Annotated in this window: 24 protein-coding genes; 16 read left to right on the top strand and 8 right to left on the bottom strand. The window is 50.8% G+C overall.

Annotation, left to right across the window (positions count from 1 at the left end; genetic code table 11):
- The first annotated feature begins 19 nt into the window (after positions 1–19).
- A complete protein-coding gene (locus tag ACPGUT_RS00120; protein WP_423988108.1) occupies positions 20–2,269 on the top strand; it encodes an ATP-binding protein in 2,250 nt (749 codons plus the stop codon).
- Positions 2,270–2,319: 50 nt separating this feature from the next.
- Positions 2,320–3,612, top strand: coding sequence for a nicotinate phosphoribosyltransferase (pncB, locus tag ACPGUT_RS00115; protein WP_423988107.1), 1,293 nt, complete (start codon positions 2,320–2,322; stop codon positions 3,610–3,612).
- Between the two features lie 8 nt (positions 3,613–3,620).
- Here the strand turns inward: pncB and ACPGUT_RS00110 are convergent, their stop codons facing one another.
- Positions 3,621–4,973 (bottom strand): FliI/YscN family ATPase, encoded by a 1,353-nt coding sequence (locus tag ACPGUT_RS00110; RefSeq protein ID WP_423988106.1) that lies wholly within the window; start codon positions 4,971–4,973, stop codon positions 3,621–3,623.
- A gap of 91 nt (positions 4,974–5,064) precedes the next feature.
- On the opposite strand from ACPGUT_RS00110, the gene ACPGUT_RS00105 reads away from it, so the two are divergent.
- The 9 genes from ACPGUT_RS00105 to ACPGUT_RS00065 are packed head-to-tail and all read left to right on the top strand — an operon-like array spanning position 5,065 to position 9,643.
- The gene (locus ACPGUT_RS00105) at positions 5,065–5,451 is read left to right on the top strand and encodes a FlgB family protein (RefSeq protein ID WP_423988105.1); all 387 of its coding nucleotides are present in this window, start codon (positions 5,065–5,067) and stop codon (positions 5,449–5,451) included.
- Between the two features lie 12 nt (positions 5,452–5,463).
- Positions 5,464–5,856, top strand: a complete 393-nt coding sequence (gene flgC, locus ACPGUT_RS00100; protein ID WP_423988103.1) for a flagellar basal body rod protein FlgC — start codon at positions 5,464–5,466, stop codon at positions 5,854–5,856.
- Positions 5,857–5,867: 11 nt separating this feature from the next.
- Positions 5,868–6,158 (top strand): flagellar hook-basal body complex protein FliE, encoded by a 291-nt coding sequence (fliE, locus tag ACPGUT_RS00095; protein ID WP_423988102.1) that lies wholly within the window; start codon positions 5,868–5,870, stop codon positions 6,156–6,158.
- Positions 6,159–6,167: 9 nt separating this feature from the next.
- The gene (locus tag ACPGUT_RS00090) at positions 6,168–6,434 is read left to right on the top strand and encodes a flagellar biosynthetic protein FliQ (RefSeq protein ID WP_423988100.1); all 267 of its coding nucleotides are present in this window, start codon (positions 6,168–6,170) and stop codon (positions 6,432–6,434) included.
- Position 6,435: 1 nt separating this feature from the next.
- Positions 6,436–7,155, top strand: coding sequence for a flagellar hook-basal body complex protein (locus tag ACPGUT_RS00085; RefSeq protein WP_423988098.1), 720 nt, complete (start codon positions 6,436–6,438; stop codon positions 7,153–7,155).
- 12 nt (positions 7,156–7,167) lie between these two features.
- On the top strand, positions 7,168–7,953 hold the full coding sequence (gene flgG, locus ACPGUT_RS00080) for a flagellar basal-body rod protein FlgG (RefSeq protein ID WP_423988097.1): 786 nt from the start codon (positions 7,168–7,170) through the stop codon (positions 7,951–7,953).
- On the top strand, positions 7,953–8,378 hold the full coding sequence (gene flgA / locus ACPGUT_RS00075; protein ID WP_423988095.1) for a flagellar basal body P-ring formation chaperone FlgA: 426 nt from the start codon (positions 7,953–7,955) through the stop codon (positions 8,376–8,378). The genes flgG and flgA overlap by 1 nt, the downstream gene beginning before the upstream one ends.
- Positions 8,379–8,390: 12 nt before the next feature.
- Positions 8,391–9,119, top strand: a complete 729-nt coding sequence (gene flgH / locus ACPGUT_RS00070; RefSeq protein WP_423988094.1) for a flagellar basal body L-ring protein FlgH — start codon at positions 8,391–8,393, stop codon at positions 9,117–9,119.
- 14 nt (positions 9,120–9,133) lie between these two features.
- The gene (locus ACPGUT_RS00065; protein ID WP_423988092.1) at positions 9,134–9,643 is read left to right on the top strand and encodes a flagellar basal body-associated FliL family protein; all 510 of its coding nucleotides are present in this window, start codon (positions 9,134–9,136) and stop codon (positions 9,641–9,643) included.
- Between the two features lie 5 nt (positions 9,644–9,648).
- On the opposite strand, the gene ACPGUT_RS00060 is transcribed toward ACPGUT_RS00065, so the two are convergent.
- The 7 genes from ACPGUT_RS00060 to ACPGUT_RS00030 form a co-directional block, all read right to left on the bottom strand.
- Positions 9,649–11,199: a polyamine aminopropyltransferase gene (locus ACPGUT_RS00060; RefSeq protein ID WP_423988091.1), complete on the bottom strand. Its 1,551-nt coding sequence runs from the start codon at positions 11,197–11,199 to the stop codon at positions 9,649–9,651.
- A 78-nt stretch (positions 11,200–11,277) separates the two neighbouring features.
- Entirely contained in the window at positions 11,278–11,853 is a 576-nt protein-coding gene (locus ACPGUT_RS00055) for a hypothetical protein (RefSeq protein WP_423988089.1), read from the bottom strand.
- Positions 11,854–11,885: 32 nt separating this feature from the next.
- Positions 11,886–13,178 (bottom strand): rhomboid family intramembrane serine protease, encoded by a 1,293-nt coding sequence (locus ACPGUT_RS00050; RefSeq protein WP_423988087.1) that lies wholly within the window; start codon positions 13,176–13,178, stop codon positions 11,886–11,888.
- Positions 13,178–13,579 (bottom strand): adenosylmethionine decarboxylase, encoded by a 402-nt coding sequence (gene speD / locus ACPGUT_RS00045; RefSeq protein WP_423988085.1) that lies wholly within the window; start codon positions 13,577–13,579, stop codon positions 13,178–13,180. Before speD ends, ACPGUT_RS00050 begins: the two co-directional genes overlap by 1 nt.
- A 108-nt stretch (positions 13,580–13,687) precedes the next feature.
- Positions 13,688–16,198, bottom strand: coding sequence for a hypothetical protein (locus tag ACPGUT_RS00040; protein WP_423988083.1), 2,511 nt, complete (start codon positions 16,196–16,198; stop codon positions 13,688–13,690).
- Between the two features lie 118 nt (positions 16,199–16,316).
- Entirely contained in the window at positions 16,317–16,970 is a 654-nt protein-coding gene (locus ACPGUT_RS00035) for an ABC transporter ATP-binding protein (protein ID WP_423988081.1), read from the bottom strand.
- 11 nt (positions 16,971–16,981) lie between these two features.
- Positions 16,982–18,262: a sugar transporter gene (locus tag ACPGUT_RS00030; protein ID WP_423988080.1), complete on the bottom strand. Its 1,281-nt coding sequence runs from the start codon at positions 18,260–18,262 to the stop codon at positions 16,982–16,984.
- A gap of 179 nt (positions 18,263–18,441) precedes the next feature.
- Between ACPGUT_RS00030 and ACPGUT_RS00025 the strand changes: the two genes are divergently transcribed.
- The 5 genes from ACPGUT_RS00025 to ACPGUT_RS00005 form a co-directional block, all read left to right on the top strand.
- Complete coding sequence (locus ACPGUT_RS00025; protein WP_423988078.1) at positions 18,442–19,173, top strand: ABC transporter permease; 732 nt, start codon at positions 18,442–18,444, stop codon at positions 19,171–19,173.
- A 201-nt stretch (positions 19,174–19,374) separates the two neighbouring features.
- Positions 19,375–20,517 carry an NAD-dependent epimerase/dehydratase family protein gene (locus tag ACPGUT_RS00020; RefSeq protein WP_423988076.1) on the top strand — a complete coding sequence of 381 codons (1,143 nt, stop codon included), beginning with the start codon at positions 19,375–19,377 and terminating at the stop codon, positions 20,515–20,517.
- Positions 20,517–21,431: an NAD-dependent epimerase/dehydratase family protein gene (locus ACPGUT_RS00015; protein ID WP_423988074.1), complete on the top strand. Its 915-nt coding sequence runs from the start codon at positions 20,517–20,519 to the stop codon at positions 21,429–21,431. Before ACPGUT_RS00020 ends, ACPGUT_RS00015 begins: the two co-directional genes overlap by 1 nt.
- A complete protein-coding gene (locus tag ACPGUT_RS00010) occupies positions 21,413–22,408 on the top strand; it encodes a class I SAM-dependent methyltransferase (RefSeq protein ID WP_423988072.1) in 996 nt (331 codons plus the stop codon). The genes ACPGUT_RS00015 and ACPGUT_RS00010 overlap by 19 nt, the downstream gene beginning before the upstream one ends.
- A 7-nt stretch (positions 22,409–22,415) precedes the next feature.
- Positions 22,416–22,719: hypothetical protein (locus tag ACPGUT_RS00005; protein WP_423988070.1), on the top strand; the 304-nt coding region annotated here is incomplete at its 3' end.

The raw sequence follows: 22,719 nt of genomic DNA, 5'->3' as shown, positions 1-22,719 counted from the left end.
TCCAGTCTGGCCGGGTTTCATGAGTGAAAACAACGAATCTGCAGAAGAAGCTCTGATCCGCTTCGACGAACGAAACACCTCTGACGGGTTGTTTCTGCGCTATGCACGTGGGTACGTCGCGGCCTTCCCAATGCGCCTTGCCCTGTATCTTTTCGCAGCATCCTTGCTGGGTTTGGTTACATCGGCATCACTGGCATTCACATCTTTTGCAATCGTTCTGTTTGGGGACTGTATTCATATCAGCAGCCTATTGTCGGACCGAAAGATATCAATCGGAAAGTATCGATGTTCCGGCATGCGACGGGATGTTCAGCGATTTACAGCTGTGGTTCATGCGATCTGCGCATCTGTGGGTGTTTTTATGGTCTGGTGTGCGACGGATACTGGTGACACTCGTTTTTTCGCCTTTGTCTGCATTACCACGTTGATCATCCATGCCAGTATAACCATGCCATTTTTCCCCTGGGGCAGTCGCCTGCGTCTTACGGTTTATTGCCTAGTATTGGGCCTGCTGATCCTAAATGACATCCTGTCAGCCCCCAGTCTGGCAGGCGATCTGGCTTTCGATCTGATTGCCATCGCATTGTTCAGTGCTATGGCTGTGATGCTTATGGTCAGTCGATATCAAGGTTTCAAAAAAGCACAGACTGCTAAACGTCATCTTTTACGGGAAAAGCTTGAAGCGGAACAGGCAAGCAATCGCCTGATTGAAAGTGAAAACCTGACACGACAACTTGCACTCGTGGCCCGAAATGCCAGTGATATTGTTGTAATCACCGAACCTGATGGGCATATTTCCTGGGTCAACGACGCCTTTCAAACCTCAACGGGATACGTTTCGGATGATGTGATTGGTCGTCATATAAAGCTGTTGAACGGGCCGAAAACCGACCCTGTGGTTGTGAAAAAACTGATCCAGGCACGCAAGGACAACGAAGGCATCCGCACCGAAATTCTGAACTATGATAAATTCGGAAACACCAAATGGTATGAAATCAGCATTTCCCCGGTTTTTGATGATATGGGCATTCTGATAAATTTCGTGTCCATCGAACGCGATATCAACGCGATCAAACAACGGGAACAAGATCTGGCTGACGCGCGCAGAACCGCCGAAGAAACGGCCCGGGCCAAGACCAATTTCCTTGCCACAATGAGCCACGAAATCCGGACGCCTATGAATGGAATAATTGGTGTATCCGACCTACTTCTGGAAACAGATCTTGATGGCGACCAGCGGCATCTGACCGAAACGATATCTGAATCCGCGGCCTCGCTTCTTTCTATTATCAACAGCACCCTAGACCTGACAAAACTTGATTCGGGTCGGGTTGAACTGGAAAATATCGAATTTAGCCCCGGCAATATTGCATTGAAGGTTGTCGAACTGCTGCGGCCAATAGCGATGGGAAAGAATGTTGACCTGCAATTTGAATGTACAGATTTGATCCCGGACCTGGTACGGGGTGATCCTGCACGCTTTCGTCAGATCCTGATGAACCTAATTGGCAATGCTATCAAATTCACATCCAAAGGTCGTGTGACCTGCGAACTGGCTTCGCATTCCAGCACTGACGGAACCAATATTGTCGCACGAATTTCGGACACGGGCATCGGTATTGCTTCGGATAAACTTGGCAGCATCTTCGAAGAATTCACCCAGGCTGATTCCAGTGTTTCGCGGCGCTTTGGCGGCACGGGCCTTGGTCTTAGCATTTCCCGGCGGCTGGCCCGCGCGATGGGGGGGGATATCAATGTAACTTCTGAACTGGGCAAAGGATCGGAATTCACTGCGGAACTTCCTGTCAAAACAGCCGGGAACAGTCAAACATTCGAACAATCCACCGGACAATCAATGCCAGTATTAAATGGCAAAATGGTGTTGGTGGCGGACGACAACAAAACGAACCGGTTCATACTCAGCCGATTGTTAAAAGAAACGGGCGTTGATCTGAATTTCGCAACCGATGGCTTCGAGGTGGTTGACACTTTCAGAAAGAAAAAGCCCGACCTAATTTTAATGGATGTATCCATGCCCGGGAAAGACGGCCTTGAGGCCACCCGAGAAATCAGACGACTGGAAGTGGAAAGGCAGCAAGAGATAACCCCCATTTTCGCACTGACTGCCAATGCATTTGCAAGCCACCGACAGGAATGTGAAACTGCGGGCATGAATGGGTTTCTGACCAAGCCAGTAAAAAAAGATGTCCTTGTTGGCACCCTATCAAAAATATTCTCTGACAGATCTGGAAATTCCCTGACGTCCTGAGTAGCCTGCGCCATGGCCTGGCAGTATCGGGCGGTTCCGAGGAAGAGAACATGGTAGATATCGCCACGCGCGTTTATAATCACAAATGGAAGATCGATCCGATTGTAAGGTCTCTGATTGATACAGACTTCTACAAGCTTCTGATGTGCCAGTCAGTGTTTCGCAACAAACCCGATACCACGGTAACATTCAGCCTGATCAACCGTTCAAAATCAGTGCGCCTGGCGGAACTGATCGATGAAGGTGAATTGCGGGAACAACTGGACCATGTACGGTCATTGTCGCTGTCACGCGGAGAAAGTACATGGCTGCGAGGCAATACATTTTATGGCAAACGCCAGATGTTTCGCCCCGATTTCATGGAATGGTTCGAACAGATGCGTCTTCCGGATTATCACTTGGAAAAACGTGATGGTCAGTATGAATTGACGTTCGAAGGATCTTGGCCTGAAGTCATGTTGTGGGAAATCCCCGCCCTTGCGGTATTGATGGAACTCCGCGGCCGCGCGGTTCTGAATACGATGGCAAAATTTGAACTGCAGGTGCTATATGCCCGCGCGATGACCAAACTTTGGGAAAAAGTTGAAGCCCTGCGCAGTGTTGAAAACCTGCGCATCGCTGATTTCGGGACGCGTCGACGTCACTCCTATTTGTGGCAAGACTGGTGTGTTCAGGCCATGATGGAAGGTCTCGGTGATAAATTTGTCGGCACCTCGAATTGCCGTATCGCAATGCAACATGACATCGAAGCGATTGGTACCAACGCACATGAATTGCCAATGGTATATTCTGCCCTTGCCGAAAGTGACGAAGCCCTGGCGCAGGCTCCATATCAGGTTCTTGCGGATTGGCGCGACGAACATGATGGTATGTTGCGGGTCATTTTACCTGACACATATGGAACTCAGGGCTTCTTGGATCGTGCCCCTGAATGGCTGAATGAATGGACAGGCATTCGCATCGATTCTGGTGATCCGGCGACGGGTGCGGAAAATGCCATTCGGTGGTGGAAATCCCGCGGCGAAGATCCACGCAAGAAACTGGTTATCTTTTCCGATGGTCTGGATGTTGAAAAGATACGTGAACTGAATACCCAATTCCAAGGACGTGTCCGGGTATCATTTGGTTGGGGCACCTTGCTGACCAACGATTTCCGCGGGCTTGTTCCCGGAGATGCCCTGGCACCGTTTTCGATGGTGTGTAAGGCTGTCAAAGCCAATGGCCGTCCAACTGTGAAACTGTCAGACAACCCCAACAAAGCAATGGGACCCGAAGAGGAAATTGCGCGATACAAACGTGTTTTTCAGGTCGGCGATCAAACTGCCCAAGATGTATTTGTGTAAAACGCTTTTCACACGTTTTCCGGTGAAACCGCAGCACGCAGTCGCGTAAAACTGTCGCTGCAATTCCCTGCTTCATCTTCGGATAGGAACCCTTCCAACAACGGATAGACCCGGATGGCTTCATCCACCGCCGGGTCTGAACCAGCGGCATATAAACCTGCCTGAATCATCATTTCAGAACGGTCATAGGTCCCCAAAAGATGACGCGCAGCTGTGATCAGAGTATTTTCCTCTGCACTTGCGGCTTCGGGCAGACTACGGGAAACCGAACGCAAAAAATCGATTGCTGGGAAACGCCCCCGTTCTGCAATCTGGCGATCCAGAACAACATGGCCATCTAGGACACCACGCAGGATATCTGCGATGGGTTCATCCATATCAGACCCTGCCACCAGAACGGAAAAAATTGCTGTGATATCTCCAGCGCTTCCCGCACCTGGCCCGGCACGTTCACAAAGTGCCATGATTGTATGAGAGGTAGAGGGCGGGAAGCCTCGCAAAGAGGCCTGTTCGCCTGACGCAAGCGCCACTTCGCGATGCGCTTCGGCAAAACGTGTGACTGAATCAGCCAACAATAGTACATGTAATCCCTGATCCCGGAAATGTTCCGCAACAGACATTGCCGTCAGGGCGCACCGCCTGCGAACCAGAGGGGACTGATCCGAAGTTGCCGCGACAACCACTGACTTTGCCATGCCTTCCGGCCCCAGCACATTATCAACAAATTCGCGCACCTCTCGCCCACGTTCGCCAATCAGTGCGATGACAACAATATCCGCCTGCATGCCGCATGCCAATCGTGCCAGCAGTGTCGACTTTCCGACGCCGGAACCAGAAAACAGGCCGACCCTTTGCCCCCGCACGATCGGCAGCATTGTGTTAAACGCCGCCATCCCGGTTTCCAAGCGCCCCCCAAACCCACGTCGTTCTGTTGCCTTTGGTGGAGTTTCGCGCAGGGAGCGTTCTTTCACACCGCGCATCAAAAAGGATCCATCGATCGCCCGACCGGAAGGATCAATCACGTGACCAATCCAGCCATTATCCGGTGCAATAATTGTCGGGCCAAGCAAAACAACTTCGTCGCCGATGGCGGCACCTTCAAGAATTTCATCCGGCATAACCGTGATCAGGCGGCTGTTCATCTGAAGAATTTCGCCTGATACCCTGGCACCCTTGCGGTTTCGGATCTGAACCTGATCCCCCAGTCCCGCAACAGAAGACAAGCCTGACACAATCAATGTGTTACCTAAAATTTCGTCAATTCTACCAATAGGTTGCACTGCCTGAAGGACGGCGATTTCGGCAACAAGCCCCTGCATTTCAAGACTATCTCTGCACGGTGATTTCAGCCCATTTGTCATATCTCGTCTTTCTGACGTTGTTCTCTCTGAAACTATTTCTAAAGGAATCAGGGTTAAGGCTTAGTTGAAACCGCACGTGGGAGAAGCCCCGATGCTTAATAAGATAGAAATCTTCAACATGGCCCAGGCCATGGCACAACACGCAGCAACCCGACAGACAGCGGTTGCTCAGAATGTGGCGAATGCTGATACTCCGGGCTATCGGGCCCGGGATGTTGCATCTTTTGCCGAGACATATCAGACCCAAACATCACAGGGGCTTCGCGCGACACGCAGCAGACATTTTCTGCCAGGCGAAGACAGCTTTTCCGCCCAGACCCGTATAAGTGCGACCCCGGGAACAGAAAGCCCCAACGGCAATACGGTTTCTCTGGAACAGGAGATGCTGAACGCCACCGATGTCAAACGGCAACACGACATGGCGCTGACCGTTTATAGCAGCTCTCTCAATATTCTACGCACAACCATTGGCCGATAGGAACAATTCAGGATGAGTGATTTCAGCAATACTCTTGCCCTTTCCGCCAGCGGTATGAAGGCGCAATCTATGCGTCTGCGGCACGTATCCGAAAACATCGCAAACGCAGATACCCCGGGATTTCACCGGAAAACGGTAAGCTTCGAAGAAGTGATTGCCCGGGGAACAGGCACCGGACAGGTGCAAACAGGTCCGGTGCAACTGGACCGCAGCGCGCTGGTGCAGGTCTTTGACCCTTCGCATCCGCTTGCTGATGAAACAGGCCATTACGATGGATCGAATGTCGATCTGGTGGTCGAAATCGCAGATGCGCGCGAAGCACAGCGCAGCTATGAGGCGAACCTCAAAATGTTTGATCAGGCACGGCAAATGTCGTCCAGCCTGCTTCAGCTTCTGCGCCGTTAAAGGAGACCAGAATGGATATCCGATCTACTATCGCGGCCCAGCAATATACTGCGACGCGTCCAGCCACTGCCCCTAAAACGGGGGCGGATGGCGCCGCATCCGGGTTTGAAAAAGCTGCTGGTGATTTCGCCCGCACCCTTCAACAAGGAGAAGAAACAGCAAAAGCCGCCATGACTGGTGGCGCAGATTCCCACGCCCTTGTCCAGGCATTGGCCCAGACTGAACTGGCCGTGGAAACAGCGGTGACTGTCCGTGACAAAGTTGTGGAAGCCTACCAAGAAATTCTACGGATGCCGGTGTAAGGGCCTGATATGACTGAATCCATGTTCTTCGATGTTTTGCGTCAGGGCCTTTGGGTCGCAGTGATTGCGTCAACACCAATTCTGACAATCGCGCTGTTAACCGGCGTCATAGTTGGCCTTTTTCAGGCCCTGACATCGGTTCAGGAAATGACACTGACATTTGTCCCAAAGCTTCTGGCCATTGTACTGGTCTTCTGGTTCTCCATGAATTTCATGTCCCGGACCCTGACCAGTTTTTTCCAAAACCAGATCATCCCATTGATCGCAGGAGGGTAAGATGGACAACGCAGGCTACACCACACTGACACGGCAATCCGGCCTGATGCGGGAAATGCAGACCGTTGCAAACAATCTGGCCAATATGTCCACCAGTGGATACCGCCGTGAAGGTCTGATTTTCGCAGAACATGTTAAACGACTGGAAGGGGAAGCTGACAGTCTTTCCATGGCGACAGCCACTGCCCGGAATACATCTATGATACAGGGGGCCCTGACGCAGACCGGGGGCACCTTTGATTTTGCCATCGAAGGTCCTGGTTTTTTTCTGATCGAAACCCCAGCTGGTGACAGGCTGACCCGGGCAGGCAGTTTCACCCCCAGCCCAGAAGGGGAACTGGTCACCCCGGAAGGACATCGCCTTTTGGACAACGGCGGATCCCCAATTTTCGTTCCGCCGGACGCGGCCCGGATCAGCCTTGCCGCCGATGGAACGCTTTCCGCTGGCGAAAATCCACTTGCCCAGATCGGTCTGTATCTGCCCGCTGATCCAAACCAGATGCAACGCGAAGACGGGGTCCGTTTCATTTCCGTGGCCGGCGTCGAACCCACTGAAGGCAGCGCAATTCTGCAGGGCTTTGTTGAGAATTCAAACGTCGACCCTGTCGCTGAAATCACCCGGATGATCGAAGTGCAGCGTGCTTATGAAATGGGCCAGGGCTTTATGGAAAAAGAAGATGAACGGATCCGCAGCGTTATGCGCACGCTTGGGTCGTCATAAGGAGGGAAGGTCATGCGTGCACTAAAAATTGCGGCCACAGGAATGAGCGCCCAGCAAATGCGGGTGGAAACAATTTCCCAGAACCTCGCGAATATGAACACCACGGGTTACAACGCCCGCCGTGCTGAATTCGCCGACCTGCATTACCAGCAGATGACACGCCCCGGCACGATTAATGCAGCAGATGGCACCGTGGTGCCAACCGGCGTGCAACTGGGCCTGGGTGTACGCCCCACATCGGTTTCAGTGCAGCTGGCGCAAGGATCCCTTTCGGCAACGGGCGGAGATCTGGATATCGCAATCGAAGGCAATGGCTATCTTGAGGTCACGATGCCCAATGGGGCGTCTGCCTATACCCGGGACGGCGGTTTAAAACGCAGTGGTGAAGGGCAGATTGTAACATCCGATGGCTATCCCGTTGTGCCTGACATCACAATTCCAACCGATGCCCGCAGTATTTCCATCAATGCCGAAGGTGAAGTTTATGCCTATTTCACAGGACAGGTGCAGGCCCAACAAATCGGGGCGATTACACTTGCGAATTTCACGAATGCCAAAGGGCTTGAAGCGGTGGGGTCCAACTTATTCCTTGAGACCCCAGCATCGGGCCCCGCAACGGTTGGCACTCCGGGCATCGATGGCCTAGGCACATTGCGGCAAGGCTATCTGGAAGATAGTTCAGTGGACGCTGTGCGCGAAGTCACCGAACTGATCGAGGCCCAACGAGGGTATGAGTTAAACGCCAAAGTGATCACCGCCGCCGATCAGATGCTTGGCGCAACGACGCAGATCCGCTGATGAGATATTTCATCCTCATACAAGCAGTTGTTGCCATTCTGGCCAATGCCACCCTTGCAGATACGCTTGTCGCAGCCCGAACAATCCGCAGCCAGACCGTTCTGGGCCCGTCAGATCTTGTCGTAGCTTCCGGCGATACACTGGGCAGCTTCACCCAAATCAGCGACGTCAATGGGTTGGAAACGCGTGTCACCTTATACGCAGGCCGCCCAATACGCCCCGGCGATGTTGGCCCCGCCGCCGTCATCGGGCGCAATCAAGTGGTTCCACTGGTCTACAGCGCAAATGGATTACGGATCACCACCGAAGGGCGCGCGCTTGATCGCGCGGCACCTGGAGAATTTGTCCGCATTATGAATATTTCGTCCCGCACCACGGTAAATGGCCGCGCCATGCCAGATGGTTCGGTTCTTGTACAAAACTGATAAGGAAATCACATGACACGCAGCTGCCTGTTGCTCATCTCTCTTCTTTTTATCAGCGCCTGTTCCCGGCTTGAAAATGTCGGACGCGCACCTGCATTTATTCCACCAGAAGGCGGGGCGGAACAAACTGCGATGGTCAGTCCCGGGCTACCCGTTTCACTTACCCCGACACATCCGATCGATGATGCATCTCTGTGGACGCGAACCCGGGGTTCATTGCTGGGGGATCGGCGGGCATCTTTACGGGGTGACATTCTGACAGTTGTGATTGAAATTGATGACAAAGCTGAAATTTCAAATGCAACCAACAGATCCCGGTCAGGCAATGAAAGCATGGGCATTCCCCAACTTCTTGGCCTGCCGCAACGCATTGCCGAAGGCTTGCCCACGGGCGCCGGTGTCGATCCGATGGTTCAAACCAATTCAAACAGCGCATCCGCCGGCAGCGGCACGGTCAGCCGCAATGAAAAGCTGGAATTGCGGGTTGCGGCAACTGTTGTCGAAGTCTTACCCAATGGTGTTCTGGCCCTGCAGGGATCACAAGAAGTGCGTGTAAACTTTGAACTGCGTGAACTTCTTGTATCCGGCTATGTGCGTCCGGAAGATATCTCTCGGCAAAACGAAATCACTTACGATAAAATCGCCTCTGCGCGCATTTCATATGGTGGCCGTGGTCAGATCACCGATGTGCAGCAACCCCGTCTAGGTCAGCAAGTTGCAGATATTATCCTGCCGTTCTGAGAAGGAATTTCAAAATGGGTAAAATTCTCCCCATCATTCTTGCCCTGATCGGAACCGGTGTTGGCATCGGAGCTGGCGTTGCCTTACGCCCCCCTCCCCCAGACCCGATTGAAATCCACCCATGCGGTCCAGGGGATCAGACCGGACATGAAACAGAAACGGCAACTGAACCAGAACCTGCTGAAGGTGACGAAGCAGCCACAAATGAATACGTGAAACTGGCCAATCAGTTTGTTGTGTCCGTTGTCAAAGATGAAGAAATCGTTGCACTTGTGGTTATGTCGCTAAGCATAGAGATGCTGCCCGGCAACACCGAACCTGTGTATCGTCAGGAACCCAAACTGCGAGATGCCTTTCTGCAGGTTATGTTCAATCACGCCAATATTGGCGGATTTGACGGGGCTTTTACGGACAGCAATAAAATGACATTGTTGCGTGATGCATTGCTGGAAACCGCAAGACGCCAGTTGGGCGAAGCAGTGGTCAACGTATTGATTCAGGATTTTGTACGGCAGGATCTTTAATCGCGTTAGTAGTTTTTCTGATCCCGAGCGTATTCTTCGTAAATCGTTGGATTGAAGATCGAATTCACATGCACGTCACGACGGGGAAGCAGGTCATTAGAAAAAATCCGGCTGGCCGCGAAACTGGCATCAGTCAGAGACCGCAGCCCATCCGGAAAAGCCGAAGGTTCGGTTGCCGAGTTGCGCGAGGCAAGATTAAACCCCCAAATCCCAAAAGACGGAATACCAACCTGATAACTGACCACCGACGGGAAGATTTCATTCAAAGTTGTCGCAACCGTCCAATAGGAATGCGGCGCAAAAAACGGCGATGAGCTTTGAGAAACGATCGTGCCATCTTCCGCCAAAACGCCCGCAACCATTGCATAAAATTCAATTGAATAGAGTTTTGACAACGCTTCGTTATGGGGATCGGGAAAATCAATAATGATCCTGTCGTAGACTTGGTCCGTTTCCTTCACATAAAGAAACGCATCCTGATTATGCACATTCACCCGCGATGATAGCATACTGCCTTCGTTTAACCTGATCATAGGGGCAAACTCACGGCCCAGTTCAGTCATCTCTGGATCTAGGTCGACGAGATCAATACGCTGAACATCAGGATATTTCAGGATCTCACGAATGGCGAGACCATCCCCTCCGCCAAGCACAAGAATCCGCTCTGCCGGGCTTTCCCCCCAAGACATGACGGGATGTACGAGGGCTTCGTGATAACGATATTCATCAGTTTCCGCGAATTGCAAATGGCCGTCGATGAACAACCGGATATCATTTTTCTGCCAGGTGTTGGTTACCACCAGAGATTGGTACGGGGACTGACTGCGCCAAACCACCTGGTCGAAATAAAGGTGATCCTGCGCAAATGCCGTAATCCGGGACGCCAGCAATGTCAGACCGAACAACAACAAAATTGTACCAACGGCGAGAGCAACCATGCGTTTTGGTTGTTCAAAATGATCCCGCAGCCAAAAGACGTTTAGCAAAGCAACCATCGCATTGATCAGGCCAATTGCAAAAGACGCCGTGATCAGACCAAGCGAAGGCAACAGCAGAACAGGAAAAGCGACAGATCCGATTAACGCCCCAATATAATCGAGAGACAATACATCCGCGATCGATTCACGCGTTGTGGAACGTTCCGACAAAACCCGGGTTAAAAGAGGAATTTCAAGACCAACCAGAAAACCAATCGCGGAAATAAAGGTAAACATCCCAACGGTGTACAGCCAGGGCGCAAAGGGAAACAGCATGAACAATGCAATACTGCACAGCCCGCCAATCAAAGCCAGGATCAGCTCCACGCATACGAAAGCCGCGATAAGGTTCCCCATAATGAAACGCGACACATAGGACCCCACGCCCATAGCAAACATAAAAAAACCAATAGTCAGGGAAAACTGGTAAACAGAATTGCCCAAAAGATAGCTGGAAACTGTTCCGATAATTAATTCATAAACGATCCCACAAAGGGCAACGATCATGATTGAAATCAGCAGAACCATTGCCTGACGTTTGGGCAGATCCTGGTATCGACCGTGAGATGCATTGGGCATAAGTTTCGCCTCAGAATTTTGACAAAAGAAAGCCCGGCCCCCACAGGGAACCGGGCAAAACGCCATACTGGCGCTAAATTATTTACCTGCGCGCGGCCCGCCGGAACGGGCGCTGCGTGGTGCCTGATATTGGCCACGCGGGGTGACGTTGCGGTTATTGAAGCTGTTTGCTGCAATCCCAGCGCCACGTTGACGGCCCAGCAGATTACCCAACAGCATACCGGTCAGAAAACCTGTGCCCGAAAAACGCAAACCAGAAGAGTTGCCCGCCACATCGGTTGCGATCAGACGGTTGTTTGCTTCGTCGATTTCAACAGTGAAAACCTTGCCTTCACCATCATCCTGTATGCCATTGCCATTCGCATCAGCAAAACCAAGGAACATGGCGTCTGCCTGAATAGTCAGGCCAAGGTTTTTTGCGTAAAAACGCGGTTCTGCGTTCAGAACGCTGGTGTAATACCCCGTAAATTCGCCCATCTGATCTTCAGAAATAGAATCGAAGTTATTTTCTTCGAGGTATCCCTGATAATTCATCAACGCAAATTCAGTGCGATCCAGAACCTGTCCCAGATCCGCAGTCTGCTCAGATTTACAACCCAGAAGGACAAGACCGGCAACACCAAGCGCAACGATATTTTTCAATTTAGAGGACATAACTTCGACCTTTGTACATGCTTAAAGTAAGTTCATTTACCGACAATAGAACATTCCCACCAGACCTGATGCAAGCCCGAACTGTAGTAATCGTTCAATTGCCCAGCTTTTGCTAGACCATGTGACTCAAGTGCCGCGCCGTTCGCATCTGACAGGTCAGACGGAATAGCCAGAAGTGCCTTTTTCGCGCGATCTTGACGCAACCGTGCCAACACGTTTTCCAGACCGGATACCCCTTCGGGGGCCTCTTTCCAACGCAATCCCATTACCTGATCTGATTCGGCTTCATGTCCATAGCCCTGAATATGCAGGCCCGTATCTTCAGCAGCAGGAAAGGCATCTGTTGCAGGCGCTTCGGGATTATTAAGGCCGTAAATAATTTTTGCTTCCCGTGCGCCATGAAAACCGGAAAGTGTCAGTTCAACTTCGGCACCGAAATCTTCGTACATGCGATGCGCATCAGCATACAGAGGTGTGCCAAAATCATCGTAATCGCTTGTGGCAATAAAGATTTTTCGGATCCCACGATCTTTCAGCTTTCCCAGCAAGCCGTTCATCATTTGGCTGCCGTATCCTTCGCCCGTATGTGATTTGGCCAAGTACGTCCAGGACAGCCAGGCCACATCATGCACCTGTTCATCAAGACCAAACCCAGTGACACCCAGAACCTGCCCCTTGTGAAACAGAACAAACATCCCATCCAAGCCTTCATCCAAAAGCGAACGTTCAGCTTCCAAGGCATCGTCTTCGTCGGTTTCATTGATAATCGCAATCACAGGCGACAAATGCGTCATTTCCATGGGCTTCAGTACCGGGTCTTTGCTGCCAAAAAGAGATCCAAACATAGCGTATCCTCCGCCAATCAAAATTGAGGTTATATGGGTATAAATCGATAGGGTTTCACTTTGAAACACAATTTCGGCGAGTAAAACAATCGCAAGAATGCACCAGGTCTGGGTAAGCTTTTCCGCTGACGCTTCAGAGATCAATGCATATCCAAGCAGACCATAGCCCGCCGCAGACATCCCAGCGAAACCAGGGCCCGAAAAGGTGAACTGCGTCACAGTCCCAAGAACTGTACAGGCCGCCACAAGAAGCGCAGTTTTTGTCGCCCCTATTTGCCATTCAGTTTTCGCACCAGCGATGGCGATAAAACCCAGGTTCATCATAAGATGCAGACCACTGCCGTGTCTGACTACGGCCCCGAAACTGTCTGACAACGTGTTCAGCCCAGATGCAGTCAATAACGGCCCTTGGACAATCCAGGACAGCAAGGCAATTGCGCATAAAACCGGTGTGACACGTAGCCTGAAGATATCAGACATCAGGGGGTGATTTCCAAGCTGGTTGCAGCAAGGCGATCACCACGATCCAAACGCTGAATTTGTTCTTCGCGTGGGCGGAAGTGCTGCTTTAACACAGCTAAGCTTTTCTCAGCGTCAGCGTTCCCACACATAAAGATATCGATGGCAACATAGTGATGTTCCGGCCATGTGTGCACCGAAATATGCGATTCCGCCAACAATGCGAACCCGGTAAATCCGTAGCCTGCACCAAAATCATGCAAACGCATTTCAAGAACGGTTGCATTCGCAGCATTTGCAGCCCGACGCAGCACATCAGAAATATCTGACATATCCAGCAGGTTCTCGGCGTCATAAAAATCTGCAATGACATGCTGCCCCAGCCGCTGCGGAGGCCTGAATTCAGAGGAAAGAGTGTTCATTATGATTGGCTACCTGGAAAATAAAAACTGAAATTGCCTGAACAATTTCCAGCTACATATCACAGAGACCCACCCGGTCAAATATTGTACTCAGCTCATTTCTGGCGATTACAGAATAAAATCGCTGACATCCAGATCCGCCACAAATGCATCAATCAGGTATACGGTATTGCTGCCAAGGTCTATTTTCACTCCGCCGGTTTTTTGTTCAAATAGGACCTGAACATCAGCAAACCCTGTAAACCCAAATGCCGTAAAATCCAGTTTATCAACGCCATCCGCATAATCCATCACACGATCATAACTGCCGGCAATCGGCGCGAAAATAAATGTATCAATGCCGTCGCCCCCGGTTAGATTATCTTCCCCCGCGCCGCCTGATAGGCTGTCATTGCCATTTTCTCCAAAAACAAAATCGCGCCCATCACCACCGGAAACAATATCAGATCCTCCGCCACCGAAAACGTCATCACTACCGCCCCCGCCCAATACAGTGTCATCGTCACGGTTGCCAAAAACACGGTCATCGCCGTCCCCCGCATCAACGTAATCATTGCCTTTGCCACCATAAAGATAATCGTCGCCAGCACCGGCAGATAGAGTGTCGTTTCCAGCAAGCCCGGACAGGCTATCCGCACCGTTCCCGCCTTGCATTATTTCATCCCCATTGTCGTCGCCGACAATTTTGTCATCTCCTTCGCCGCCCAACATCGTGTCATTGCCGCCCTTGGATTTCAAAATATCATCGCCATCACCGCCAATCAGCATGTCATCGCCAGCCCCCCCGGCCAATCGATCATGCCCCAATCCGCCCTCCAGCGTGTCATTACCATCTTCACCGTACAGCTGGTCATCCCCGTCACCACCCGTGATCTGATCGTCTCCGCCACCGGATTGCACAAGATCATTGCCAGCCCCGCCATCAATAACGTCAGCCCCGGTTGTTGACGTCAGATGATCGTTGCCATCGCCACCATACAGTTGGTTCGCACCACCAGCCCCCACAATGTCGTCATTTCCACCATTCCCATAAATAACATCGGCACCACTGCCCCCAATCAGTGTTTCAGCAAGGGCTGTGCCATGCTGTTCATTGGTCCCGATCAACATTGGCCGGTTGGCACCGTCAAAACCTGCGCCAAAAACATCCTCTGATGTCAGACTTGTGCCCCCCATTGTTTCAATTGTCAGCAGATCATCCCGATAAGAAATAGTCGCACCTGTGGTCGTCGACGTGAATGTCAGCTGTGCGGGATAGTAAAGCCACTGAAAATGGCTGAGATCCAGGCGGTCAATGCCTGCCTCAAAATCTTTGATGAAATCATCCGCACCATCTTCTTCGAATACAAAAATATCCGCGCCCGCACCGCCCCACATCTGATCAACGCCAGAACCATCATAGAGAATATCATCGCCATCATGGCCGTATAATTTATCATACCCTGAACCACCATATAACAGGTCATGTGTGCCCAGCCCGTCTAGACGTTCCCCAGCCGCAGTCCCAATATAGCTTTGACCGTAATTCGCAGCATTCAGCGAAAACTGTGTCACCCCAAGTTCAGTTTCTGAGGTTACGAAAATCTGCACCTGCCCCCCGATCACGACGGCGGCTATTTCAGCAATATTATCCAGTGTTGTTGTCAGACTATCCGCAAGGGTTTCCAGGTGAAGCAATGTTCCATCAGGTAAGAGCGTAAACAAACTAATGCCATCATCGCCACCCCCAACCAGCACAAAATGCTGGCTGCCAATATTGAACGACGCCAAGGCAGAGGCATCCTGAAATCGCGTATTCAGGGTGTCGATGATGTGGTCGGTCACATTTAGCGTTCCATTTGCTTCTACCTTCAGAATCGTAAGGGAATCACTGCTGGAAGACGCCAACACCACATAGGTTGCACCGTTGTAATCCATCACTTGCATCGCAGAAGGGGTGTTCACCCCCACCTCAAGCGCCGCCCCAACGGAATCTACAAGGGTCGGTGCGCCGGTTCCCGCATCGACGCTGTATGAACTGATACCGTCTTCGGTTGCGGACGCCGTCAGAATGAAATCATTACCTCCCGCGTTGACGATTAGAAGGTCCGAAATATCCGCGCTGTAACTGTCAGATGCATCTGACACTGACAACGTTGGCAGACCCGTTATACCGGTGCCTACATCAAAAACATCGATGCCATCACCTGAAGACTGCACCGCATAAACATATACGCCCCCTACAGATGATCCGGCAGTAACGACAGAGGTGTCCTTAACTGACATCCCAGCACTTGTAATTGTTACGGGCGGCGCGATCGTTCCATTGGCGTTCAACACATACCCCAGTAGATCGCCTGCCGCATCCCGCCCCGTAATCGTATAGATTACGCCGTTGATTGACAGAATGCTCTGCTCTCGCCCAGAAAACGCCGTATCGTCTTCGTGGAATAAGGCTGAACCGGCAACGGTTGCGGCCTGGTTTTCCAAAAGTTCATAACTGATGATGCCGCCATTTATTCCTGATGTTCCATAAAGGAACACCCCCTGCGCCGTCACCGAAATGTGGAAATCCGTAATATTGCGATCAACTTCATCAACCCCGGACAACAACACGCCGGATACACTCATCTGCCCCATAATTCACCCTTGCCCTACACTCAGAAACAAGATGGAATATTTTTGCAGCGATGAGATTGCGGGATTTAGGCGAAAGAATGACGCTTATTTACAATTCTTGGCGAAACGCGCAGATGCCTCACGCCATCAGGGTCTCATGCAGATTGATCGCTTCTTCCAAGTCTTCAAAATAGTGGATCTTTCCGTCATTCAGCACACACCCCACATCGCAGAACTGTCTGACCTGCTTCATGTCATGCGTTACAAGAAACGCGCTGCTGTGTTGCATCCGTTCCTGAAACACCTCGCGGCTTTTACGCTTAAAACGGGCATCGCCTACGGCTGTCACCTCATCCACCAGATAGGTATCGAAATAGATGCCCATTGAAATACCAAACGCCAGACGAGATTTCATACCTGAAGAATACTGGCGAACAGGCATATTAAAATGCGCCCCGAGTTCCGCAAAATCTTCAACAAATTCGACCAGCGCATCCGTATCCACACCATAGACGCGGCCGACAAAGCGTACATTTTGCAGCCCAGTCAAATCCCGATGTGCACTGCCCGCAAAGCCAACGGGCCAGGAAATGGCACCTTCACTGATCACCCGTCCAGAATCAGGCATTAAAGTACCCGCGATCATCTTCAAAAGTGTTGATTTCCCTGCACCATTTCCCCCAAGCAGGGCTACGGACACGTCGCCTGGAAATGTCAGGGTCAGATCATTGGTGACATATTTTCGCCCCGTCGGGGTTGGAAAAAACTTGGTCAGGTTTTCCAGTCGAACCATATCCCCCCCCTTCAGCGCCTGTCACGTAGACTGTAATACACCAGAACAAGAATGCCCCACCCCATAGCAACAAACAGCGTGATCAATCCCAGCAGGATGATCCTTTGTGGAAACTCAGCAGATTGCGCCAGTGTCGGATGAATATAAGTTGCTAGGTATCGCGTCTGACGATTGGCGTTTGAACGCGCAAGATCCAACGCGCCACGGGCGACCGTGTAAGATTCTGCGGCATATTCCAGGTCCACAGTCAGCCCTTCGAATTCAGACAACAATGATGCGTAATCGCCCGCCTCGCTGGTGCTTTCGTTATGTGCAAACTTATCTCTTTCTTCCGAAATACGCGTGCGAATGACATCAATCCGGCGACGGGCCTGTATAAGACGCGGATCCCGTTCCTGAGTGGTTTCATTCAGCAAATCGAACTCGACCAGAGCATCCGTCAGACGCAGTTGCAGGCCATTTAGAATACCCATGCGGCCCTGAATATCAGCCATAGGATCCACAATTTTTGTCCGGGTCCGAAAATCTGTCAGCGCCAAACGGCTTTGGCGCAGGCGGTCATAGGCCATTTCAAGATCTGCCATTGCATATTGCATCAAATCTTCCCGGGCAGCCGCATTCAGATCATTCACCATTGCCTGGCTTTCATCAACAATCGCAGCTGCTAATTGTTGCGCATCATCGGCTGAAAAGGCACGCACCTGTAACTCAATCAATCCGGTATTCTGGTCATAAGCCACCCGAACCACACGGTTCCAATACCAGCGCATATCCTCGACAGATGCATCAGGCCAAAGGGAAAACAGCGGATCCTGTTCCCAAGTTTCTGTATATACCCGTTTCAGATCAATACGTTCATGAATGCGTTGCACAATGTCTTGGCTTTGAATGAACTCATATAGAATATCCGTATCAGAAGATGTCGGGCCACCGATAAACTGGCTCAACCCGGTCAGATCAACAGCCGTTGCACCCTGTTCCTGCCGAACAGTGAAACCCGTACTTGAAGCATATTGATCCCGCGCAACCTGCCAGAGATACCAAGCCGACACGGCAATGGGCAGTACAACAAGTATCAGAAAGCTTAACCCAAGTTTCCAATGTCGTTTTCGCACAACCGCAGGCCCGGCAGCCGGGCGAAACTGAACAGAAACCGTGTTTCCGTCTGGTGGGTCGGGTTTTAACTTAGGGCTATTCTGGACAAGTCGGACATTTCCAGCACTGCCTTTGTTACCCGGTATCTTCACTTCACCCGAAGGTTTTTCCGAAACTTCCGATTTGTTCAGTTGCACCACCACATCCCCCCAAGGACCATTACACCCATTCACACAAGTGCATTTAAGCCCATATTTACTCATATTTCGTAAACCGGGATGGATTGATCAGGAGAAACACACTGCAGGTCCCACCGCCCCCCACCCAGAAAATCCGACGCCATCGCAGGTTTGCGACTCCACGGACAATCTTCGCGTTGATTCTACGCGAAATGTCCGCGCGATATGGGCGGTCACCGGGTGGATATGTCTGGGCTGTTCTTGAACCCGTGGGCATTATTCTGATTCTCGCCTGGGGGTTTTCACTTCTTGTCCGCGCCCCGGCCCTTGGAACCAGTTTTATGTTATTTTACGCGACAGGTTATCTGCCTTTCAGCGTTTACCAAAGTACATCAGGTCTTGTTTCACAAGCGTTACAGTACTCTAGGCCCTTGTTGGCCTACCCGGGCGTCACCTGGATCGATACGATCCTTGCGCGTTTTTTCCTGAATCTTTTGACGGTTTCCATGGTCACCTGGATTATTCTGACAGGTATCTGGTGGTTCGGCGAAACCAAAAGTATCGTTACCATTGAACCCATACTTCTGACGATGGTTCTAAGCGCGTTTCTGGGCCTCAGCATCGGCAGTCTGAACTGCTTTTTGTCAGGCATGTTCCCGATTTGGCGGCAACTGTGGTCTATCTTTACCCGTCCTCTTTTTCTGGCCTCCGGCATCTTCTACACCTACGAAATCCTCCCTTATGAGGCCCAGTCTATCCTTTGGTTTAACCCTCTCATTCACATTACTGCGCTCATGCGAAAGGGATTTTATCCGACCTATGATCCTCATTTCATGTCGCTGACCTATGTCACCATCTGGATACTGGTTCCAATGACTGCAGGCGTTCTTTTTTTACGGAAACATCACCGCGATTTTCTAAACGCCTGAAACTTTATCCAAATTTTCATGACCTTGATTAATCTGACTTTAACCTAGTGCAAATAGACCAGTGTTAACCAAAATACTGCGGGAAAACCTGTCCTGAAATTGCATCAGTTCGATGCCAGGACTGACATCAGAATGTCTTGTGTTTTGCAACATCAGGCACAGGAAGTTCGCCGCAGCATGATAACAGAAGGGTATCATAAGATGAAAACACTGGTATTAGGTGGCGACGGATTTTGCGGTTGGCCAACGTCGCTTCACCTCGCGTCTCAGGGGCATGATGTGCTTATTCTAGACAACCTTGCTAGACGTAGTATTGCCGATCGTATTTCGTCGCCCTCTCTCACCCCCATCGCATCCATCGAAAAACGCATTGCTGCGGCACAATCCATTGGAAGTATTGCATTTGAGTTCTGTGACATAGCGACCGATTGCTTGCGGCTGAAAGAAATTTTGGCGCAATTTCAACCTGATACGGTTGTGCATTTCGCAGAACAACGCTCTGCCCCCTACTCTATGCTAGGCGATTCAGAACGTCGTTTTACCGTCGACAATAACATCAACGGAACAAACAACCTGATGTCCAGCCTTGTTGAACTTGGGCAGCGACCACATGTCGTGCATCTGGGTACAATGGGTGTTTATGGTTACAATGATGATTTCGGAGAAATTCCCGAAGGTTATCTGGATGTCACCGTCAAACAGACCCAGAAAGATGTATCGATCTGCTACCCTGGAAACCCTGGATCTATTTACCATATGACAAAGGTTCTGGATCACACGATCATGCAGTTTTACGCTAAAAACTGGGGCTTTCGGATCACAGACTTGCACCAGGGAATTGTCTGGGGCACGGACACAGAACTGACCCGATCCCACCCGCAACTTATCAACCGTTTTGACTATGACGGCGAATATGGAACGGTCTTAAACCGGCTTCTCAGCCAAAGTCAGGTTGGCCACCCCCTGACCGTTTATGGCACCGGAGGGCAATCGCGCGCGTTCATACACATCCAGGATACTGCCCGCTGTATTCACCTAGCGTGCGGGAATGCGCCAGACGAAGGTAGCCTGCCCCAGGTTTTTAATCAGATCGCAGAGGTGCATACGGTTCGCGTTCTGGCACAGATGATCAGTGACAAAACCGGTGTTGAAATTGGTTTTCAGGATAATCCGCGCAAAGAAGCCGCCGAAAACCAGCTCCGGGTTTCCAACCAGGGCCTGCGCAGCTTGGGATTTGAACCGATCACTTTAGACGATCATTTGATGAAAGAAATTGAATCGACAGTTGTCGCCTTCAAAGACCGTATCGATCACAGTGTCATTGACAGCAAGGCCCGCTGGTAATGAAGATCGTCATCACTGGCGGGCTGGGCTTTATTGCTCAAAACCTTGCCATTCATCTCAGATCCCAGTCAGACCACTTTCACCTGACCGCCATTGATCATTTCACAGAGGCATCTGACCAGGAAAAATCACTGTTTGATCAAGTGCACCACAGTTGTTTTTCCGATCCCAGCGCTCTTGCCCATGTTAACGACGCAGATGTTCTTGTGCACCTTGCTGCCGACACCACGGTACAGCAAAGCATTTCCAACCCAACAGGAACCTTCGAAAACAATGTCGTCAAAACACATGTGTTGCTCGAACACGTCCGGCTGAATGCCCCCGATGTGAAGTTCATATTTGCCTCAACCGGGGGGGCCATTATCGGCGACTATGACGGGGCAATCAATGAATCCGTTGTTGCCCGACCACTCTCGCCATACGGCGCATCAAAGCTTGCAGTAGAAGGAATGTTATCGGCCTATCAAGGCGCTTTTGGGATAAAGTCGGCATCCTTGCGATTTTCAAATGTCTACGGCCCAAACTCTCACCGTAAGGGCAGTGTCATCGCCGCATTTTGTAAGATGGTACGCGACACAAATACGCTTCAAATCAATGGGGATGGAAAACAAACCCGTGACTATATCTACGTTGACGATATTGCTCGGGCCATTCACCAGGTCATTCGACAAGACGGGCTTGGTGTGTTCCAGCTTGGCACAGGCACAGGCACTTCGATCCTGACAATCACAGACATTTTCCGAGAGATCCTGCAAACATCTCCGCCAAATCTGACACACGCTGCAGCGCTGACAGGCGAGGTACGTCACAATCAATGCGACATTTCCCGCATTTCAACTGAACTTGGCTTCATTCCGGAATGGACACTTGAAGCCGGAATCCGAAAGACCGCCCAATGGTACAACTTAATATGAATTATCAAAACACCAGCACACCCGCCCCACGCACAATGACCCATGTAGGTCTGGCGTTTCTTGAAGCTCTCGCTGCACAAGTGCAAAACGGATGCATCCTAGAAATCGGGCCTTTGTTCGGCTCCAGTACTCAGGCGTTGGCAAAAGGCCGAAAGACAACTGATACACCGATGCATTCAATCGACACGTTTGAAGCCGCGCCCTGGGTTCGCAAACGATTTGGTTTTGACCTTAGTCGCGAAAAATTTGATGAACACACTCAGGATATTCCGAACCTGACAGTACATCAGGGGTTTTCACCCGATGTGGTGAAGAACACCTGGTCCCACGATATTGGCATGTATTTTGATGACGCCACCCATGGTGATCCTGGCTGGTCTGACAACCTGAACTTCTTCAGGCCTTTTTTCAAGGACGACACGATCATTTGCGGGGATGATTTTGCTGGAGGTTGGCCAGACATCGTTCAAAATGTTTATAAAATCGCTCGGGCAGAAAACATACGCCTGTTCATCATGGGCCGGGTCTGGGCGTTAGCAAAAGAAGACGACCACCGTATTGTAAATGCGGTGAATTCTATCTTCCCTGACCTATCCGAAGTAATGATGGTATGTCATCGGGATAAGGGCGAAATACGCAATCCTGCCGCGGTCTGGAGTTGGGGCGTTCACACAAATGTCGCCTTAAACAGCTTTGGCATAGAAACCGGTGGGAAATTCAAAGGTGCGCTGGAAAGTTACCGTGGGAAAAAGCTTCTCAACTCTGTTCCACTGGATGGATCTCAATTGGACCTTACATCAGGGAACCGGTTCACTCTGCGACTGGCATCCTCTGTTGACAAAACGAAACCGGAAACAAAAATTCAATACTGCACCGTGGATAAAGCAGGAAGAACACAAAACACAAAGTCTCTGTCGTCGGGACAATTTCTGGATCTGCCTGAAACAGAAAAAATCACTGCCATTCGGCTGACGTGAGATCCTGATGCCAGAAACTGGTCTGAGAATTCTGTATATCACGGCAAATGTTCTGGGGGATGCCGGTGCAAACGCTGCTGAGATTTTTCCACGGCTGTCGCGCCAGCACCCAAGCGTCATTCAAACAATTGTGGCAGACTACTACAAAAACAAACCCTTCATTCAAAACCAGCAAGATGCCGAATTCCTGAAACTCAAGCGTCGGCGATTTTCCTGGTTGCAGACGATAATATCCGCAATTCGTATCGCGCGTAAATCTCGTGATGAAAAAATCGATGTCATTCATGTATTCTATCGACAACGCAATGTGG

The sequence above is a fragment of the Halocynthiibacter sp. genome, assembly GCF_049608145.1.
Taxonomy (GTDB): domain Bacteria; phylum Pseudomonadota; class Alphaproteobacteria; order Rhodobacterales; family Rhodobacteraceae; genus Halocynthiibacter.
This window is presented reverse-complemented; position numbering and strand designations above follow the sequence as displayed.

What these genes read in the sequence shown, in the direction of transcription:
- ACPGUT_RS00040 (WP_423988083.1), bottom strand. Translation starts at nt 16,198, where the DNA reads ATGGGGCAGATGAGTGTATCCGGCGTGTTGTTGTCCGGGGTTGATGAA.
- ACPGUT_RS00050 (WP_423988087.1), bottom strand. Translation starts at nt 13,178, where the DNA reads ATGTCTGATATCTTCAGGCTACGTGTCACACCGGTTTTATGCGCAATT.
- ACPGUT_RS00085 (WP_423988098.1), top strand. Translation starts at nt 6,436, where the DNA reads ATGGACAACGCAGGCTACACCACACTGACACGGCAATCCGGCCTGATG.
- ACPGUT_RS00035 (WP_423988081.1), bottom strand. Translation starts at nt 16,970, where the DNA reads ATGGTTCGACTGGAAAACCTGACCAAGTTTTTTCCAACCCCGACGGGG.
- flgH (WP_423988094.1), top strand. Translation starts at nt 8,391, where the DNA reads ATGACACGCAGCTGCCTGTTGCTCATCTCTCTTCTTTTTATCAGCGCC.
- ACPGUT_RS00010 (WP_423988072.1), top strand. Translation starts at nt 21,413, where the DNA reads ATGGTACAACTTAATATGAATTATCAAAACACCAGCACACCCGCCCCA.
- ACPGUT_RS00055 (WP_423988089.1), bottom strand. Translation starts at nt 11,853, where the DNA reads ATGTCCTCTAAATTGAAAAATATCGTTGCGCTTGGTGTTGCCGGTCTT.
- pncB (WP_423988107.1), top strand. Translation starts at nt 2,320, where the DNA reads ATGGTAGATATCGCCACGCGCGTTTATAATCACAAATGGAAGATCGAT.
- speD (WP_423988085.1), bottom strand. Translation starts at nt 13,579, where the DNA reads ATGAACACTCTTTCCTCTGAATTCAGGCCTCCGCAGCGGCTGGGGCAG.
- ACPGUT_RS00110 (WP_423988106.1), bottom strand. Translation starts at nt 4,973, where the DNA reads ATGACAAATGGGCTGAAATCACCGTGCAGAGATAGTCTTGAAATGCAG.
- ACPGUT_RS00065 (WP_423988092.1), top strand. Translation starts at nt 9,134, where the DNA reads ATGGGTAAAATTCTCCCCATCATTCTTGCCCTGATCGGAACCGGTGTT.
- ACPGUT_RS00060 (WP_423988091.1), bottom strand. Translation starts at nt 11,199, where the DNA reads ATGCCCAATGCATCTCACGGTCGATACCAGGATCTGCCCAAACGTCAG.
- ACPGUT_RS00090 (WP_423988100.1), top strand. Translation starts at nt 6,168, where the DNA reads ATGACTGAATCCATGTTCTTCGATGTTTTGCGTCAGGGCCTTTGGGTC.
- ACPGUT_RS00020 (WP_423988076.1), top strand. Translation starts at nt 19,375, where the DNA reads ATGAAAACACTGGTATTAGGTGGCGACGGATTTTGCGGTTGGCCAACG.
- flgG (WP_423988097.1), top strand. Translation starts at nt 7,168, where the DNA reads ATGCGTGCACTAAAAATTGCGGCCACAGGAATGAGCGCCCAGCAAATG.
- ACPGUT_RS00015 (WP_423988074.1), top strand. Translation starts at nt 20,517, where the DNA reads ATGAAGATCGTCATCACTGGCGGGCTGGGCTTTATTGCTCAAAACCTT.
- flgC (WP_423988103.1), top strand. Translation starts at nt 5,464, where the DNA reads ATGAGTGATTTCAGCAATACTCTTGCCCTTTCCGCCAGCGGTATGAAG.
- ACPGUT_RS00120 (WP_423988108.1), top strand. Translation starts at nt 20, where the DNA reads ATGAGTGAAAACAACGAATCTGCAGAAGAAGCTCTGATCCGCTTCGAC.
- flgA (WP_423988095.1), top strand. Translation starts at nt 7,953, where the DNA reads ATGAGATATTTCATCCTCATACAAGCAGTTGTTGCCATTCTGGCCAAT.
- ACPGUT_RS00105 (WP_423988105.1), top strand. Translation starts at nt 5,065, where the DNA reads ATGCTTAATAAGATAGAAATCTTCAACATGGCCCAGGCCATGGCACAA.
- fliE (WP_423988102.1), top strand. Translation starts at nt 5,868, where the DNA reads ATGGATATCCGATCTACTATCGCGGCCCAGCAATATACTGCGACGCGT.